Annotated in this window: 20 protein-coding genes; 3 read left to right on the forward strand and 17 right to left on the reverse strand. The window is 47.3% G+C overall.

The window, feature by feature from the left end:
• Positions 1-81 precede the first annotated feature (81 nt).
• Positions 82-993 (reverse strand): tyrosine recombinase XerC, encoded by a 912-nt coding sequence (gene xerC / locus HMPREF2909_RS05650; RefSeq protein ID WP_071415535.1) that lies wholly within the window; start codon positions 991-993, stop codon positions 82-84.
• Positions 994-1,034: 41 nt separating this feature from the next.
• Between xerC and HMPREF2909_RS05655 the strand changes: the two genes are divergently transcribed.
• Positions 1,035-1,295: a DUF6725 family protein gene (locus HMPREF2909_RS05655; RefSeq protein ID WP_071415536.1), complete on the forward strand. Its 261-nt coding sequence runs from the start codon at positions 1,035-1,037 to the stop codon at positions 1,293-1,295.
• On the opposite strand, the gene HMPREF2909_RS05660 is transcribed toward HMPREF2909_RS05655, so the two are convergent.
• The 10 genes from HMPREF2909_RS05660 to HMPREF2909_RS05705 all read right to left on the reverse strand — a co-directional run bounded on the left by HMPREF2909_RS05660 (position 1,255) and on the right by HMPREF2909_RS05705 (position 10,503).
• A complete protein-coding gene (locus HMPREF2909_RS05660; RefSeq protein ID WP_071415537.1) occupies positions 1,255-2,253 on the reverse strand; it encodes a prephenate dehydrogenase in 999 nt (332 codons plus the stop codon). The genes HMPREF2909_RS05655 and HMPREF2909_RS05660 overlap by 41 nt on opposite strands.
• Before the next feature lie 3 nt (positions 2,254-2,256).
• On the reverse strand, positions 2,257-3,168 hold the full coding sequence (locus HMPREF2909_RS05665; RefSeq protein WP_246815520.1) for a prephenate dehydratase: 912 nt from the start codon (positions 3,166-3,168) through the stop codon (positions 2,257-2,259).
• A 25-nt stretch (positions 3,169-3,193) separates the two neighbouring features.
• Positions 3,194-3,586: a hypothetical protein gene (locus tag HMPREF2909_RS05670; RefSeq protein ID WP_071415539.1), complete on the reverse strand. Its 393-nt coding sequence runs from the start codon at positions 3,584-3,586 to the stop codon at positions 3,194-3,196.
• A gap of 24 nt (positions 3,587-3,610) precedes the next feature.
• Positions 3,611-5,533, reverse strand: coding sequence for a translational GTPase TypA (gene typA / locus HMPREF2909_RS05675; RefSeq protein WP_022856314.1), 1,923 nt, complete (start codon positions 5,531-5,533; stop codon positions 3,611-3,613).
• Between the two features lie 144 nt (positions 5,534-5,677).
• The gene (scpB, locus tag HMPREF2909_RS05680) at positions 5,678-6,292 is read right to left on the reverse strand and encodes an SMC-Scp complex subunit ScpB (protein ID WP_021618228.1); all 615 of its coding nucleotides are present in this window, start codon (positions 6,290-6,292) and stop codon (positions 5,678-5,680) included.
• Positions 6,289-7,095 carry a segregation and condensation protein A gene (locus HMPREF2909_RS05685; RefSeq protein ID WP_071415540.1) on the reverse strand — a complete coding sequence of 269 codons (807 nt, stop codon included), beginning with the start codon at positions 7,093-7,095 and terminating at the stop codon, positions 6,289-6,291. Before HMPREF2909_RS05685 ends, scpB begins: the two co-directional genes overlap by 4 nt.
• 30 nt (positions 7,096-7,125) lie before the next feature.
• Positions 7,126-7,965: a ParA family protein gene (locus HMPREF2909_RS05690; RefSeq protein ID WP_021618226.1), complete on the reverse strand. Its 840-nt coding sequence runs from the start codon at positions 7,963-7,965 to the stop codon at positions 7,126-7,128.
• An 80-nt stretch (positions 7,966-8,045) separates the two neighbouring features.
• Positions 8,046-8,648 carry a DUF624 domain-containing protein gene (locus tag HMPREF2909_RS05695; protein ID WP_071415541.1) on the reverse strand — a complete coding sequence of 201 codons (603 nt, stop codon included), beginning with the start codon at positions 8,646-8,648 and terminating at the stop codon, positions 8,046-8,048.
• 155 nt (positions 8,649-8,803) lie between these two features.
• Positions 8,804-9,646, reverse strand: coding sequence for a carbohydrate ABC transporter permease (locus HMPREF2909_RS05700; protein WP_021618224.1), 843 nt, complete (start codon positions 9,644-9,646; stop codon positions 8,804-8,806).
• On the reverse strand, positions 9,646-10,503 hold the full coding sequence (locus tag HMPREF2909_RS05705) for a carbohydrate ABC transporter permease (protein ID WP_071415542.1): 858 nt from the start codon (positions 10,501-10,503) through the stop codon (positions 9,646-9,648). Before HMPREF2909_RS05705 ends, HMPREF2909_RS05700 begins: the two co-directional genes overlap by 1 nt.
• Before the next feature lie 376 nt (positions 10,504-10,879).
• Here HMPREF2909_RS05705 and HMPREF2909_RS05710 point away from each other — a divergent pair, with 376 nt between their 5' ends.
• Both HMPREF2909_RS05710 and HMPREF2909_RS09180 read left to right on the forward strand, forming a co-directional pair.
• Complete coding sequence (locus HMPREF2909_RS05710) at positions 10,880-11,899, forward strand: LacI family DNA-binding transcriptional regulator (protein ID WP_071415543.1); 1,020 nt, start codon at positions 10,880-10,882, stop codon at positions 11,897-11,899.
• A gap of 43 nt (positions 11,900-11,942) precedes the next feature.
• Positions 11,943-12,080 (forward strand): hypothetical protein, encoded by a 138-nt coding sequence (locus HMPREF2909_RS09180; protein ID WP_168165268.1) that lies wholly within the window; start codon positions 11,943-11,945, stop codon positions 12,078-12,080.
• A gap of 294 nt (positions 12,081-12,374) precedes the next feature.
• On the opposite strand, the gene HMPREF2909_RS05715 is transcribed toward HMPREF2909_RS09180, so the two are convergent.
• The 6 genes from HMPREF2909_RS05715 to infC form a co-directional block, all read right to left on the reverse strand.
• Positions 12,375-13,703, reverse strand: coding sequence for an ABC transporter substrate-binding protein (locus HMPREF2909_RS05715; RefSeq protein ID WP_071415544.1), 1,329 nt, complete (start codon positions 13,701-13,703; stop codon positions 12,375-12,377).
• A gap of 255 nt (positions 13,704-13,958) precedes the next feature.
• Positions 13,959-14,972 (reverse strand): YeiH family protein, encoded by a 1,014-nt coding sequence (locus HMPREF2909_RS05720; RefSeq protein WP_210387877.1) that lies wholly within the window; start codon positions 14,970-14,972, stop codon positions 13,959-13,961.
• Between the two features lie 151 nt (positions 14,973-15,123).
• Positions 15,124-16,038, reverse strand: coding sequence for a site-specific tyrosine recombinase XerD (gene xerD / locus HMPREF2909_RS05725; RefSeq protein WP_071415546.1), 915 nt, complete (start codon positions 16,036-16,038; stop codon positions 15,124-15,126).
• A gap of 90 nt (positions 16,039-16,128) precedes the next feature.
• A complete protein-coding gene (rplT, locus tag HMPREF2909_RS05730; protein WP_021618217.1) occupies positions 16,129-16,512 on the reverse strand; it encodes a 50S ribosomal protein L20 in 384 nt (127 codons plus the stop codon).
• Between the two features lie 43 nt (positions 16,513-16,555).
• A complete protein-coding gene (gene rpmI / locus HMPREF2909_RS05735) occupies positions 16,556-16,750 on the reverse strand; it encodes a 50S ribosomal protein L35 (protein WP_021618216.1) in 195 nt (64 codons plus the stop codon).
• On the reverse strand, positions 16,743-17,510 hold the full coding sequence (infC, locus tag HMPREF2909_RS05740) for a translation initiation factor IF-3 (RefSeq protein WP_021618215.1): 768 nt from the start codon (positions 17,508-17,510) through the stop codon (positions 16,743-16,745). The genes rpmI and infC overlap by 8 nt, the downstream gene beginning before the upstream one ends.
• Between the last annotated feature and the right edge of the window lie 64 nt (positions 17,511-17,574).

A 17,574-nucleotide genomic window follows, 5' to 3' on the forward strand; every position in this document is an offset into this window, starting at 1 on the left:
CAGGCAAAACGAGTGTTTTTGCGAGTAAAGAAATTTATAGTTATGCACCGCAACTGTCGTTTCAGAATATGGAATACGCCTTTATGCGCGCGGAAAAGCCTGCGCATAGGTTTTTTTGAGCTTATCCATAGACACATGCGTATAACGTTGCGTCGTAGACAGCGAGGAATGGCCAAGAATCTCTTGTACCTCGCGCAGGTCCGCTCCCCCGTTGAGCATATGTGTGGCCGCACTGTGACGCAGCGCATGCGGCGCAATATCGGGCACTCCAGCAGTCTGAGCACGTTGATGCACAATCGCGCGCACAATACGCTGATCGATGCGACCACCGCGATTTCCCAAGAACACTGCTCCACTCGGCGTTTTTTTGTTCGCCACGAGAGAACGCCCCTGCTCTATCCACGCTTCTAAGGCGCGCGCCGCAGGCAGACCGAAAGGAACAACGCGCTGCTTATTTCCTTTACCCGTTACTTTTAGGAGCCGCTCACTCAGGTTGATATCTTCGAGATTAAGCCCGACCAGCTCAGACACACGAATTCCTGTGGCATACAGAAGCTCCAACATGGCCGAATCACGCAGAGTATGCGCATGAGCGACGGGATCTTCCTCTACTTCTCCCCCACTTGGCGCATCCATAAAAGCTTCTGCTTGGTCTTTGCTTAAGACTTCCGGCAGGCGTGAGGAATGCTTGGGAGTAGAGATTGATTCTGCAGGATTAGTACTGCACAAGCCGTGCGTATACGCGTAGGAAAAGAAGCCGCGCAGCGCCACGATTTTGCGCGCTACTGTTGATTTTGTGGCTCCTCGATGCATTTCGTGTGCCATCCAAGAGCGGATATGATCGCGAGTAATATCCTCGAGAGAGTTAAGTCCTCGTAAGGCGAACACACGGAAAGCTTCGGAAAGATCGCTCCGATAGGCGCGCAAAGTTGCTGGGCTTAAGCCTTTATTCGTGCGAATATAGTTGAGATATTGCTCCAACGCCTCGTCCATGCACCCTCCTTCGCGCAACTGTGTTCAGTATAATACTCACTATGGTGTCTTTAGAGTCTATACCGTTGGGTGCGCGCATTGTTGTGCGCACTGCCGATGGTACCGATAGTTTCACAGGGCGTACGCAGTTCCGTGATTTCGTGGGCCACGTTCTCGAGACACACTCTGATGCTCTCGTTTTGCAGCGCGATGCAGCGGCGAACGGTTCGCGTCCCTCTCAGATTGTGCGGATTGAAGTCAGCAAGATTGTGCGGTTAAAACCTATTCCTCCTCGCGCAAATGCGGGAAATGACGCACAGTAGCTTCAACAACATCAATATGCTCAACGCGACCGCCACGACGCGATGCTGCTACTAAATCCGAAGCCCAGGAATCGTCGCTTTCCCCACAGCGCACAGTAAAGACTCCCTCTGGAATCTTTTTGTTCAGCTTTGCCTTCACCTCGCGATACGGCTGCGCGCGCATAAAGAAGCTCGCCAAAGGCGCGCCCTTCTCGATAAGCTCTGCCGCTTCTTCAAGTCGCTGCGCCATGCCATGCAACAAAACTGCCACGTTATCGGGATTCTCGTCCACCATCGCCTGCGTACGATCAGGAGTGGTCAGAGCTACGCGCGTCATATCGCGCCACGAGCCTGCAGCCAAAGCCAACGCCACGTTCGACACAGGATTATCCACCAACTGTGCAGCCAAGGCGGTAGCCACCACATGGGGCATATGAGAAATTTGAGCCGTTGCTTTATCGTGCTCAACGGACGTGGTTACGATAAAACGGTTTTTTACGCCATCGCACACCATTTGTCCCACGTGAATAAAACGCTCACGGTCAGTATCTTTTTCTACAGTTAACGCCCACGTTGCACCATCAAATAACCGTGCATCTGCAGCGTCAAAACCTGCGAGCTCATTGCCAGCCATAGGATGCGCACCCACAAAAACCGAGCGCAAACCGTGGCGAGATACACTGTCTAATACTTCGCGCTTTACGCTGCCCACATCGGTAAGCGTTGTCTTGTGCGATAATACCGGCGCTAAACGCTGCAAAACCGAATCCATCGCCTTCAAAGGCGTGCACAAAACGAGAACATCCGGCTCAGCCGCGGCAAGCTCTTCTATACGGCGAGCGCATTCGATACCGTTTGTGCGCGCAGCCTCGTAAGGAGCGCTACGATGATTCCACGCCACAACGTCGAAACCGTTCTCGCGCAAGGCTAATGCGAGGGATCCGCCAATCAAGCCGAGTCCTGCAATACCAATCTTCACTGTCTACTCCTCCACCAACATCGGGTTGATTCCCACCTGCGGCAAATTCCATTGCGACACCGGCACATGCGTTATATCGCGCTGCTCATAGACGGCTAAAATCTTTACCCAATCACCGTGCTCTTCTATCTCGCGTAAAACGGCCTGCATATTCGCGTCCCACGGTGCCGCGTCTAAAGTAATCACAAAACTGTACGTACCGTCCACCGCCTTAATCGGGCGAGAAATAAGGCTGGTCATGTTTAAACCGTTATCGCGGAACACGTCCAACAGATTCGCTACTACGCCTGGACCAGTAAACAGCGGAATAACAGTAATAATGCTTTCGCAGGAAGCCTTCGAAGCGCAGCGCAAGCGGTTACGCTCTACAACGGCTTCGCGCGGTGCGAGAACGAGAAAATCTGTGTGTGCGCCACTATAATCCTGAACCGCGCGTTTATAGGTGTCTAAACCGTACAGCTCCCCCGAGTTTTGAGGTCCTAAAGCTATTTGATGCGGCTGCAGGTTTTCGCAGGCCGCTGTATTTGATTGCGCGGGAACTAAACGAAGCTGATTGTCCGCGATAAACTTAGTACATTGCGCTAAACCGTGCGGATGAGCGCTCACTTCAATCAGTTCTGTGTGATCTTTGCGCACGAAAGCGTCAAACTCAACATTTACGCTCAGGCGGTCGATGCCCGCAATATTATGCGCGTCGATAAGACGGTCGAGATTTTGAGCGATATAGCCTTCGACATTATTTTCCCAAGCGATAATGCCCCAGCCATCAGTGGCTTCTACATGCGACACAATTTCTCGCTCGTTCGCGCAGGCGCTCAGCTCAACGCTGTCGCCGCTCTTACTGTACCGCTGCGCTGCTGCTTGTGCTGCTTGATGCGTAAACGAACCGTGCGGACCTAAATAGTACAAGCGCATAAGCATCCTTTGTGTCTAAGGGTTTTTAGTCTTGGAAAGCCTTCGTCCATCGAGCCGGTAAAAACATAACGACCAGATGTACAACAATAATGCCATACAACCAGTAAAGCGAACAATGCTGCGACCAATAGGTAATCAGCGAGGAACCACCTAAAGCCACCACCGTACTCGTACTCGATAATGCCATTGCCCACGTAATGCCAATAGACACAGCTCCATGCGCAAAAATATGCCAAATATTGCCGCGCACTCCTGCCATAAAGCTCGACATGCCCACAGCAAGAAGGGTTAAGAACAAACCATAGGGAATATTGTAGGCAGCACCCAAACGGTATGCAAAAGTGCCTACCACAGCCACCACTATCGCAAAAGCGATAGTGGTGAGCCAAGATGTGAGGCTTTTGGGCTGGGTAGACACTTTATAATCAACCTTTACTTGTGCTTACTTCTGCTTAGACTGACGACGTTGCTGAGCATGCCACTTGTACCAAGCATCGCGGCTAAGAATAATCTTGCGCACGCGAATGGATTCAGGTGTTACTTCTACGCACTCATCATCGTTCGCAAAGTCCAAGGACTCTTCCAAGCTCATCTGAATTGGCGGAGTTAAGGTTTCGAGAACATCTGCTGTTGCAGAACGCATATTCGTCATATGCTTTTCCAGCGTAATGTTAATGTCCAAGTCGCCTGGCTTACCAGTAACGCCCACAACCTGACCCTCATATACTGGGGACTGTGGCTGCACGAAGAAGTTACCGCGAGCCTGCAACTTCTGCATAGCATATGGGCTAGCTTTACCCTGACGATCGGCAACCATAGAACCGTTCTGACGAACCACAATCTCGCCAGCCCACTCATCGTAGCCAGCAGAAATCGAGGATGCAATACCTGTTCCACGAGTGCTTGACAGCAACTGGGTTCTAAAGCCAATCAATCCGCGGCTTGGAACAGTAAACTCCATACGCACCCAACCAGAGCCGTGGTTCGTCATAGAATCCATACGTCCCTTACGCGCAGCCATCAACTGGGTTACAGCGCCCATGTACTCTTCTGGCACATCGATAGTCGAGTGCTCGAATGGCTCCATAACCTTGCCGTCAACAGTGCGCGTCACAACTTGTGGGCGACCCACAGTCAGTTCGAAGCCTTCACGACGCATCTCTTCAGCCAAAACAGCCAAAGCCAATTCACCGCGACCGCGAACTTCCCATACATCTGGACGGTCAGTATCGATAACCTGAATGGACACGTTACCAATCAGTTCCTTATCCAAACGGTCCTTGAGCATACGAGCGGTCAGCTTGTGATCCTTGCCCTCAGTACCAGCCAAAGGCGAATCGTTTGTACCGAAAGTCATGGAAATTGCTGGCTCATCCACGTGAATGAGTGGCAATGGCTGTGGATCTTGAGGATCGACGATGGTCTCGCCAATCATAATATCGTCCACACCTGCAATAGCAACGATGTCGCCAGGGCCAGCGCTTTCTGCTGGAACGCGGTCCAAGCCTTCGGTGCGCAAAATCTCGGTCAACTTAAAGTTAACAATCTTGCCATCTGTTCGTGCCAATCCATACTGCTTACCTTTAAGCAGCTCTCCGGAGTAAATACGAACCAAACCTAAACGTCCCAAATAATCTGACGCATCGATATTGGTGACGTGAGCCTGCAAAGGAGTATCTTCGTTGTAGTGAGGAGCAGGAATGTTCTTCACAATCATTTCGAAGAGAGGCTCGAGGTTATCGTTATCTGGAACGTCACCATCTGCTGGCTGGTTCACGCTGGAACGTCCTGCCTTAGCAGCGCAGTAAATAACTGGCAGATCGAGCAGAGAATCCAAATCGAGATCCACACCCTCTTCGACAACGTCCTGAGCCAAACCGAGCAGCAAATCTGTTGCTTCGGATACGACTTCGCTAATACGAGCATCTGGACGATCAGTCTTATTTATAGCCAAAATAACTGGCAGCTTAGCTTCCAAAGCCTTACGCAGCACAAAACGCGTCTGAGGCAATGGACCTTCCGAAGCGTCGACGAGCAGAACAACGCCGTCAACCATAGAAATACCGCGCTCTACCTCGCCACCGAAATCGGCGTGACCAGGAGTGTCGACTACGTTAATAACAATACCATCGCTCTCGCCCAAAGCCTGAGCTGCTGGACCATTGTAATGAATAGCGGTATTCTTCGCGAGAATAGTAATACCCTTCTCGCGCTCGATATCGCCAGAATCCATGACGCGATCTGGAACTTCTTCACGCTCAGAGAAGACGTTAGACTGCTGAAGCATTGCGTTCACCAGCGTAGTTTTACCATGATCTACGTGTGCAACAATTGCCACATTACGGATATTAGAGCGAATTGCCATTCATTACCTCTTTATTAGCTGATTGAAAAAGCTTATTGAGAGTCAAGCGCTCGTGCGCGAGACACAAACCTTTACAAGTGTACGCTTTCACGCAGACACAGCACGCGATACGGAAAAGATAGAGAGAAGATAAAAAGAAGGTGATTATTCTTGTTCAGTTTGTGCAAGAACAGATTCAGGCAAGAACGGCGCTAAACTTGGTAATTCTTCTAAAGATTGAATGCCCATTTTGTCGAGAAAAAGACCGGTTGTTACGAGCAGGGCTGCATGACTTTGTTCATCGCTTCCCTGCTCTCGGATAAGACCGTGCACAGTTAGAGAACGAATAACACCGTCTGAGCTTACACCACGAATACCACTGACTTGAGCGCGCGTCATCGGCTGTTTATAGGCAATAATAGCGAGGGTTTCTAAGGCTGCTTGAGATAGACGTGCTGTTTGACCATCAGCAATAAAATGAGCCACGACTTGCTCAAATTCTTGGGCATTGACTAACTGCCAGCCTTGTAGATTATGATGCAATTCGAAACCGCGGTTTTGCTGTGTATATTCCTGTGCTAAGTACTCGAAGCACTCCTCGATAGCAGTAGCAATATCATTATCCGTTCCGCTAATAAAACCTGCATCACGCATAATATTTACAAGTTCTGCGGATTCTAACGGATGATCAGTAACCATAAGCACTGCTTCTAGGGCACTATGCAGTTCTGAGCGCTCTGCGCTGGCGGTATGAAGTGCGGTAGAGGTATCGGTACTCATGCAAAATCTCCTTCAGAAATCGCCACCACATCCACTGTTTCGGCCGTATCCATCTCGTTAAGCCAACGAACATGCAAATCATCAAAAGGTTGTGCCTGTTTGAGCTGCACAACTCCCTGCTTAAAGAAAGCCAAAATAGCAAGAAAACGAGCCACTACTTCAATCTTTTCCTTTGCATCACTAATCAGTTCAGCAAAAGTAACATCTGCTCTATCTCCTGCTAAACGCAAACGTTCACGTACAATACCTGCTTGCATCCGCAAATCAACCAGAGGAACGTGTAGCTGGGACACAGATACCTCACTCGCAGGAGCATCGGCAACAACATGAGCTGCTAAACGGGCTAAATCATCAAGAGACAACGTCATCTCTACTTCTGGTATAAGCTGTGCCAAAGCCTGAGTCAACGTTCCCGGATGAGCGAAGCGTCCTGAATGAGCGGCAAAACTGCGACGGAACTCCTCGCCTGCTGTTTTGAAGGCGCGATACTGTAACAGACGAGCGAACAGCAAATCGCGTTGCTGCAAGGCTTCAAGGTGTGCTTCAAAATCTTCATCCGCTTGCTCACGAGGTATAAGCTGCGCGGATTTCGCTTCAATCAAAATCGATGCAACATCGATAAATGAGCTGACTTGGTCAGCATTATCGCGCATATCCAGCTGTTTAATGTAGGCTACGAATTCCTCAGTAACAGCAGATAATGAGATCTGAGTAAGCTCTAACTGCCTTTGGCTGACGAGACTGAGAAGTACGTCAAAAAGACCTTGATATTCCTCAAGATCGACGTGAAAACTTTCAGCCACCGCTTACCTTACCTACGCACAGCCTGAAAACTAGGCAACAATTCCTTGAGCCACAATTTCGCGAGCTACTTCACGATATTCCTTCGCTGTAGCATGCTGAGGAGAAAACATGGTTATTGGTTTTGCTGCCACCGATGCGTCAGCAATTTTAATAGAACGCGAAATAACTGTGTGGAAAACCTTACCTGGGAAGGCATCATAAATTCGCTGGACTACCTCTTCAGCGTGCAAAGTGCGCGTATACATGGTCATTAAAACGCCGTAAACTTCCAGTTGAGGATTAATACGGCTTTTTACTTTTTCTATGGAATCCATCAGCAAGGCTACACCACGTAAGGCGAAGAACTCTGCAGCTACAGGAATAATGACTCCGTCTGCGGCTGTGAGAGCGTTAACAGTAAGTAAACCTAATGATGGTTGGCAGTCAATTAAAATCAGATCGTATTCGTTACGCACCTGGCGTAGAACAGATGCCAACACCTGTTCACGACCTACTTCAGTGACGAGCTGAACTTCGGCAGCAGACAAATCGATATTTGCTGGAATAACATCCAAATCTGGAAAACGGGTGTGTTGAATAACGTCATGCACATCCATGCTCGAGTTAAACATAGCCGTATAAATAGTATTAGGCACTTTGTTTGCGTTCACACCTAATGCAACTGATGCCGCACCCTGTGGATCGAAATCCACAACAAGAACTCGCCTACCATACTGACTAAGCGCACCAGCAATGTTGACACTACTGGTTGTTTTACCCACTCCACCTTTTTGATTGCACATAGCAATAATTCGAGCAGGACCGTGTTGTTCCAGTGTTTTCGGTGCGGGGAAAGTTTCGTACTCTCGACCCAAAAGATCTGTTGGCATGTTATTAGATTAGCACGTCTAGGCGAAAGCTCTTGTGGTTGTTACTGTGATTGTCTCAGATATGTTAATAACACTACATTTTATTGAATATAGCGAGAAAAAGCTCGCTCAGTAAAGGGCACATGAAGCATGAGCATACTTCCGTACCCAAAAACAATCACGAGAAAGAGTACAGGAGAAAGATACATAACAGTTCCCACAATAATAAAAATAAAAGCAACGTCAATAATAATCAAAAGTGCAGTAAAAAGCGGATTGCTCAATGCAAAAACAAAAGCGTTAAGCCATGTGCGCGCAACCGTATTATCAAAACGGGCTTGAACAGCAAAAGTCCATTCAAAACCAAGAACCCACATAATACTGAGGAAAATCTCTATTACCATAGCCCAAGGTTCATGCAAAAAAGCCCACATACCAAACAAAGTAATGCCAGTGAGTAAATATGGTAACCATAATAGTGTTGCTTTACCGAGGTTGGATTTGTATGACGCCCAGTAAGTGCGCACCACCGAGTTTCCCTCTCCTTGCAGCATTTTGCGCGCAGTTTCGTTACCTGCAGCTAAGGCAGCTCCTATGGTAACAAGCGGAACTGAAGTCAGTAACATAAGCAGATTAATAAGAATACCGTCTGTAGTATTATTCCATGCTTCCATAAACTTGGAATCTGGCGATAACCAATTCATTGCCTATCTCCTCTGCTTCTAATACTTCTAGTTCTGGGATTTCTGGTTCTTAGCTCACTGCTCTTGTAACTGTACTTCGTTATGCATTGCCCTATATGTTCAGGAGCGTAAGGATAGCTCTCCCTACGCTCCTGAGCGTGATGCAATAATCTAGTTTATCCCTTAACTGCACCTGCCATAACACCGCTAACAATGTACTTCTGGCAAGCGAGGTAGAAGATAATAATTGGAATAATCGCCAAAACGAGGCATGCCATCATTGAGCCCATATCAATCGAGCCGTAGCCTCCCTTGAGATACTGTACTGCTACCGAAATAGTCTTGTATTTTTCAATATCCAAGGTCAAGTATGGCAAGAGGTAGTCATTCCAAATCCACATAGCTTCCAAAATTGCTACAGAGATAATCGATGGCTTCATAATTGGCACAACAATCTGGAAGAATGTGCGTGGCACTGATGCTCCGTCAATCATTGCTGATTCTTCCAAGGACTTTGGAATACCCTTAATAACACCAGTGAAGATGAATACCGCGAGACCAGCTCCGAAACCCAAGTAGATGAACCACAAACCCCAAGGAGTGTTCAGCTTAAGCATATCGACAAACTTCGAAAGAGTAAACATCACCATTTGGAATGGCACAATCATATTGAACAGGAACAGGGTGTAGAGCAGTTTAGCTACCCAATTGTCTACGCGCACAATCCACCATGCGCACATGGAGGTGCACAGAAGAATCAGCGTAACCGCTCCCACTGTAATAAAGAAGGTCCATCCAAACGAGGTGAAGAGGTTCGTGGTTTCAATACCGCGCGTATAGTTCTCAAGCCCCACAAAGGATTTACTCGTAGGGAGAGAGAAAGCGTTTTCGGAAATATATGCCTTCTGCTTGAAGGAGTTGATGAATACCAGAACAATAGGGAAAATCCACAATAAGCTGAGAACAGCGAAGAATGCAGACCAGAATCCACTGTGCTTGACCGTATTATTGCTATTCATTATGCCTGCACCTCCTTGCTTGTGGTGAGTCTGTTTTGGATCAAGGCAATAACTGCAACCAAGATAAAGAAGAGAACCGCTTTAGCTTGGCCTACACCTTCCCAACCCATACGTCCATAGAAGGTGCGGGTAATATTCATTGCCAAGCCTTCAGACATATTACTTGGAGCGCCGTTAGTCAATGCTAAGTTCTGATCATAAAGCTTAAAGCCGTTGGTTACTGTTAAGAAGGAGCACACAGTAATCGATGGCATCATCAAAGGAATAATAATACGGAACATTGTTTGCATTCCTGTTGCACCATCTACTGCTGCAGCTTCAATAACATCGGATGATAAGGATTGCAAACCAGCGATATAAATAATCATCATATAACCAATTTGCTGCCAACTAACCACCAGCACCAAACCCCAGAAACCGTACACACCTGAGTAGGTTAATGCGCGACCCCAGTGAGCAAGAATACCGTTGAGTAAGAGCAACCAAATATAACCGAGCACAATACCGCCGATAAGGTTTGGCATAAACAGTGCGGAACGGTATAACGATGAACCCTTGATTGCTCGAGTAAGCATATAAGCGATAGCAAAAGCAATAACATTAATAGCAATGGTAGTAACTACTGTAAAGGCTGCAGAGAATCCGAGAGCGTGAAGGAATTCTTTATCTGCTAAAGCTTTCGCGTAGTTTTTGAAGCCTACAAACTCACCATCAGTTACTGTTGTAAATTCACACAAGCTTAAGTACACACCCATAATGAATGGCACAATAAAGCCAACAATAAAGGCCAGGAATGTGGGAAGCGCAAACAAGCCCCACCACTTTCTGACTGCTTTTCCGACCATATCTACTGCCATATGGCTCTCCTCCTTCGAAATACTGCCCTGCCTCTATGCATTAGTATTGTGCACCGCTCGCACTCCGCTGTGGTCAAGCATGGCAGATTTAAACAGTAAAACTATAATAGACATCGTTTGCATAGAATGTCAAATTTATTGCAATATGTCGCGCAAGATATTTTAAACAAAATTGCGTATGAATGCAAGAAGCATATACAATTGACTTTGTAATTTTCGCTATATTTCGGCGTTTATGACGTATAATAAAAGAAATAACATGCACATAGACTGTGCACATTCTTAATTGATAGATTATTGCAAACGTTTGTAGTCGCGTTGGGGTGCGTTCGCATTCACTGTGCAATATGCTACTTTTAGTACGGAGGTTAGAAGCATGGAACACACTATTCAGGATGTAGCAGAGGCTGCAGGCGTATCCACGTCCACCGTTTCTCGCGCGTTCACTAGACCGGATTTAGTATCGGCAAAAACCCGTGACCGCATTCTTGCCATTGCTGCACAGATGCATTTTTCTCTATCGCGTTCAGCAGCAGCTTTGAAATCCGGGAAGTCATTACGCATTGCGCTGCTGATGAGCGGCAAAATGAATTTATGGTTCATTTCTTCGGTTTTTGAGGGACTTAACGAGATTTTTCATGAAGCCGGCTATGACGTTTCTGTGTTCCAGATTGGTAGCATTGATGAGCGCAAAGAGTTTTTCCAAACTCTGCCTGTGCGACGCAATGCGGATGCTGTTATTGTTTCATCTTTCAGTATTGACCGCGACGAGGTAGAACAGCTCAATTCCATCGGGGTTCCTATTATTGGTATTAATGCCGACAACTCTGAGGAGCTCGGTTTCACCGCCGCTATTAACATTGATGATATTCATGGATCTGAGATTGCTGCTCGGCATTTGATTCAACTAGGACACAAAGAGATTGTGTATGTGAATACACATCGTGAAGTTTCTTTGCACTTCTCTGTGCAAAATCGTATCGATTCGTTTATGAACTATTGCAAAGATCACGGAGTACGCATTCGCAGTATTGCATGCGAGATTAGTGAGAATGGGCAATACAATATTAGTGATGTGGCTTCTCAAGTTCTTGCTATGGATCCGCTGCCAACAGCTATTGCATGTCAGGAAGACGGTATTGCCATCCCTCTGCAATTCTTACTCGAACGTAGTGGCATTCACATTCCGCATGACGTGTCGATTGTGGGATTTGATGATGGTTCGTATAGCGCAGATTTGGGATTAACAACAATTCGCCAGAACCCAGTGGATATGGCTCGCAAGGCTGCACGCATGGCATTAGAGCTGATTGACAGCAAAGAGATTGACGAGACTTTTGTAGTAGAAAAGGCTGAGCTTATTGTGCGCTCCTCTACTTCCCGACCTCGCGCGTAATTACACATTTTAGCGCTCATACAGATAGCCCGTCTGCAGTATTGTGCGGACGGGCTTTGCTTTAGATAATCAGTTCGTAGACTTACGCGAAAGCGGTTCTTTGGATTTTAGGAGGGCTTTGAATTTCGTGGGATTTGATTGGGGTTGGCTTATTCCATTTGGTTATTATCGCGGTGCGTAGGAACTTGAGTGATGCGTGAAGCATGACTTGGTATAGCGTTCCATGATTTACGCATGGGCGAGGGCTGAGAGAGTTTTTCGAGCGCACACATTGTCAGCGCACCGCGCTCACAACCTCCACGCACCTGCTCTCCCAAAAAACAAAGAACCTTTAATGCAGTTTCTAATGCTCAGACGCAGAGGTTGAATAATTACCAAAGCCCGCAAAGTCTCCCTCACCAATAAAAAAATCCTGAGCCCCCTCCCAAAAAGGAGACTCAGGATTTAACAGAGAGCTAGTTACTTCTCACAACATTTAGTGCGAAGCATCGTATTCAGTCTTCCAACCATCAACGAATGCTGTCTTCACAGCATCCCAGTTCCCGGTGCCCTGTGCATATTCAAGCATTGCGCTACCGAGGTTGTTCTTCCATGTTTCGGAAGGCATGAAGGTGAAGTTCCACGAAACTGGCTTCTTGCCAGAGCTAGCATCTTCTACTGCAATCTTGACCAATGGGTTGTCTGGAGTGGAGTCAGCGAAGGTCTTGAATGGAACAGTGAAGCCCATGTCTTCAGTCATCGACTTCTTACCTTCGTCAGAGCTAATAACCCACTTGAGGAAGTCTTCAGTAGCCTTCTTATCCTTATCGGATGCCTTGTCGTTAATGCACCAGTAGTTTTCGGAACCAGTGGTCAGACCCTGGTTTTCTTCACCGTCAACACCGATGTAGATTGGCATCATGCCGAGGGAGTCAGCACTCATGCCCGCCTTCTTTAGATCGGACCATGCCCATGTACCATTCTGGTAGAAAGCAGCCTTTCCGAGAGCGAACTCAGAGTTTGCGTCGTCACCAGTCTTGGAGCTCAGCTGAGTCTTTGGAGTGGTGGAATCGGTAATGTACAGATCGAAGATGTTCTTGAAGTTCTTCAGATATGTACCCTTTACTGTTGCAGGCTGCTCGGTTACCTTATCCTTCTGGAATTCGTAGTACAGAGGCAGGTTAGCCAAGTGAGTCTTAAAGCGCCAGTCAGAGCTGGAATCGAAACCTGCAGAGGTGAAGGCACCGTCTACGCCGAGTTCATCCTTGTGCTTTTGAATACCGTCAGCAACTTCCTTGAGCTTGTCGAAGCTATTGATTTCTTCTGCGGACTTCACTGCTGCATCCGACAAAGCGAAGTACTTGTTCAAGATGTCCTTGTTGTAGATGATGCCGTAGGTCTCAGTTACGTAAGGAACACCAACAACCTTATCACCATCCTTTAATGCAGTGTCCTTATCGACAAGCTGATCGTACAAGTAAGTCTTGGACAGGTCTGCAGTGTACTTCTTCCAGTTCTGGTAGCCTACTGGGCCGTTTACCTGGAACAAAGTTGGAGCTTCGCTCTTTGCAATTTCGGACTTCAAAGTCTGTTCGTATGTACCAGAAGCTGCGTTCTGAACCTTTACCTGAACGCCAGTCTCCTTGGTATAGTCCTTAGCAAGCTGCTTCCACTGGTCTGCATTTTCTGGCTTGAAGTTAAGGAAGTACACCTTACCCTTGCCATTATCGGAAGCACTCGAATTACCACATGCTGCCAATGCTCCCAAAGACATTGCTGCCACTGCAGTTACTGCTACTGTTGACTTCAATACTCGATTCATCATCGAATCCTCCTCCCGATATGCGTGCCACATATCGAATATCTTTCCGTCATCATCTTCTGCGATGAACACCGTAAAACGGATAACACCATTATGCACTACATTTTTTTATTTTGCAAACGTTGTCAGAAACGTGTTGCAAAAACTTTGTATTTTCGTATCTATGTCACCCGTTCTACTTAAAACAGCATAAATAATGCGGTCTCCAACCATCAGGTCACAAGACCGCATATGCAATCGTTCGCTAAATACTTGCTCTTATAGTAATCCTAGCGCAATCATCATCAGCAAACTCGATATAGTAATACCAATCCAACATACAGCGCCCAAAAGCAGTGGTTTTCCGCCAGTCTTAATCAGATGAACTAGATCGCTGTTCAAGCCAATCGCAGCCATCGCCATAATCACAAAGAACTTAGACAGCTCTTTGAGCAGGTTAAATGATTCAGGAGCAACACCCATGAATCCTGCAAGAGTGGTGATAAGAGATGCTACAATAAACCAGAGAATAAACTGTGGGAAGGCGCGCTTTAAGGAAAAAGTAGACTTCGATTCACTCCCCTCTTGCGCAGCTTGTTTGCGTTGCACGAGAATAGCCAAAACTAAGGTGATAGGAATAATGGCTAGAGTACGAGTGAGCTTCACGGTGACAGCTTTATCTAAAGTCGCAGATCCCAAGCGCCACATAGTGTCCCACGTAGCCGCTGCAGCTGTAACAGACGAAGTATCGTTGACTGCCGTTCCAGAGAAAATACCGAAAACCTCTCCCGAGGTCGTACTCATACCGCACGCCATACCCAGCAGCGGGAAGAGCAAAGCAGCAATAACGTTAAAAAGAAAAATAACAGAAATTGATTGTGCTACTTCTTCATCACGCGCTTTAATAACGGGAGCTGTGGCGGCAATTGCCGAACCTCCGCAAATAGAGGAGCCGACACCAATCAAAATGGCTGTATTAGAGGTCATTCGTAGCGCTTTACTCATCAGCCATGCCAAAACGAGAGCAACCGTAATCGTTACTACAATAATAGGCAAAGACTGCCATCCAGTTTGAGCAACAACAGCAAGATTTAATCCAAAACCAAGAAGAGCTACCGCTGTTTGCAGAACGTATTTCGAGGTAAAACTAATACCGGATGCTGCAGCGCCCTTCTTTTTCCATGCTAAAGCAATAAGCATTCCGAGCAATATTGCAAAAATAGGTCCGCCAATTTCTGGCAGAAACTTGCCTAAAACCCACGCAGCAAGACCAATCACCAAACTTATCGCCATACCTGGCGCTAGATTTACACATTTTTTCACAAAAGTATTCATATCTACCAGTAACTTTCTCTCATCTCTTACTTTCCATCATACTATTTTCGTGGGATATGCGAGCAGATAAGTGATATGAATAAAGTTTTGCAGACAACTTTGCAGAACTTTAGCGCGCTCGAGGATGCGATAAAATATAGCTTTCTATAAGTGTTTGCGGGGAAACATGCGTATAGATTTGCGTTGTGGTAACCGATGCGTGACCTAGTAATTCCTGTACTGTACGCACGTCTGCTCCCCCCTGAACAAGATGCGTAGCACACGAATGACGCAGCGTATGCGGATGAATATCTTTATGTACCTGAGCTAGAGCTGCATACTGTTTAACGATTTCCCACACGCTTTGACGGGATAACCTTTTACCTCGTTTATTGAGAAAAACTGCGCGCTGCTCTATGCCTGTTTTAGATTTCAGCGCTAACTGTTCACGCCCAGTTGCAAGATACTCGCTGAGCGCTTCACAAGCATATGATCCTAGCGGTACGAGGCGTTGTTTATCACCTTTTCCGAGTAAACGAGCCACACGATCGTTAAGATCGAGATTAGTTAAATCTAAACCAACAGTTTCGGTAACACGTGCAGCTGAGGCGTACATAAACTCCAAAAGTGCGCGGTCACGGATACTAACCGGATCGCCCGTTTGCGCTGACTGAGCTGCAACGTCGATTATGCGAGATACTTCATCGATAGTGAGAACGTTCGGCAAGGAACTGCCTACTTTTGGCGCTTTTACTCCTTGAGAAACATCTGCAGGAACAATACCTTCTGCGCTGAGGAACTTATGAAATTCATGGATAGAGGCTAAAGATCGCGCAATACTTCGAGCGCTCATGCCACTGAGAGAGGTGATAAATTGCTCTATATCCTCACGGTGAATTTCTTCCGCTTTTTCGATGCCTCGCGATGTAAGCCACGTTATATATTTATTGAGATCTGATTGATAGGCGCTAACTGTTGCGGGCGATAAACCGCGTTCCACGCCAATATGAACGCTAAATTGTTCGATCTGCTGCTCAAAACTCATATGTGCTACTCTACACGGAACCTCCGCGCAGAAAACTGTGCGGAGGTTCCGTTTACTTACAGGTTAAGCCAAGTAATTCTTGAGTGCTACTTAAGCCTCAACTGGAGCGTTCACATCAGCTGGAAGAGCTGCCTTTGCCTGCTCCACAATTGCCTTGAAGGTTTCTGCATCGCTTACAGCGAGCTCCGCCAATGCACGGCGATCGAGTTCGATGCCTGCAAGGCGAAGGCCCTGGATGAAGCGGTTGTATGTAATGCCTTCAGCACGAACTGCAACATTAATACGGGTAATCCACAGCTTGCGGAAGTCACCCTTGCGAGCCTTACGGTCGCGGAAGTTGTAGTTAAATGAGTGAAGGAGCTGTTCCTTTGCCTTGCGGTAAAGGCGAGAACGCTGACCGCGATAACCGCTAGCGCGTTCGAGAACAACACGACGCTTCTTGTGAGCATTAACTGCGCGCTTTACACGTGCCATAGTATTTCCTCTGCTTTCTAAAAAATCCTAATCCAGCACGCGCTTACTTAGCGATCATGCTCTTGAGCTTCTTGCTCTGTGCTGGTGCGAGTACCTGGTCTGCCTTCAAAGCACGACGCTTACGTGCGCTCTTGTGCTCCAAGTTGTGGCGCATTGCAGAACCTGCCTGCATGAGCTTACCGGAACCAGTCACGCGGATTCGCTTAGATGCAGCGGAGTTACTTTTCATCTTAGGCATTGCTGCCCTCCTTGCTTGTCGTCTTCTGGGAAGAAGTCTTGTTCGCAGTTGCGTCTGCCAGCTTGCTTTCTGCTTCAGCCACAGCTTGTGTCTGAGCTTCACGCTTCGCGTTCAGACGAGCGGCTTGACGTGCTTGACGCTCTGCACGAGACTCTGCACCACGTCGGCGCTGCTCAGACTGAGTCTGAACTTTCTTGCCCTTTGGTGCGAGCACCATGATAATGTTGCGACCATCCTGACGAGGACGTGATTCAATGGAGCCAGACTCCTGAACTTCGTCAGCCAAACGCTGTAGAAGTTCCACGCCTCCAACTGGACGAGACTGCTCACGTCCACGAAGCATAATAGTGACTTTCACTTTGTCGCCACCATTAAGGAATCGCTCAACGTGACCCTTCTTCACTTCAAAATCATGATCGTCAATCTTAAGGCGGAAACGAATCTCCTTAACCTCAGCAGTGCTTTGGTTGCGGCGTGCTTCGCGAGCCTTAATCTTTTCGTTGTACTTGTACTTACCATAGTCGATGAGTTTAGCCACCGGTGGCTTTGCATTAGGTGCAACTTCAACCAAATCCAAATTTGCTTCGCGAGCAAGATTGAGAGCGACTGAAGTGGCAACAACGCCCACCTGTTCACCCTTAGGTCCAATCAGGCGCAGCTGTGGTGTGCGAATTTCATCGTTAATACGCGGTTCAGTGATGATGTCTCCATTCGTAAAACTATGCGTGGGTACATCCCAGAGACCTGTGTCTACCTGCATACAGATGCGGCATATAAATTCTTGTAAAGAATCCGATGCTCTTAGTAGCACCTGCGTGCAGTGC

The organism is Alloscardovia sp. HMSC034E08 (genome assembly GCF_001813415.1).
Lineage (GTDB): Bacteria > Actinomycetota > Actinomycetes > Actinomycetales > Bifidobacteriaceae > Alloscardovia > Alloscardovia omnicolens.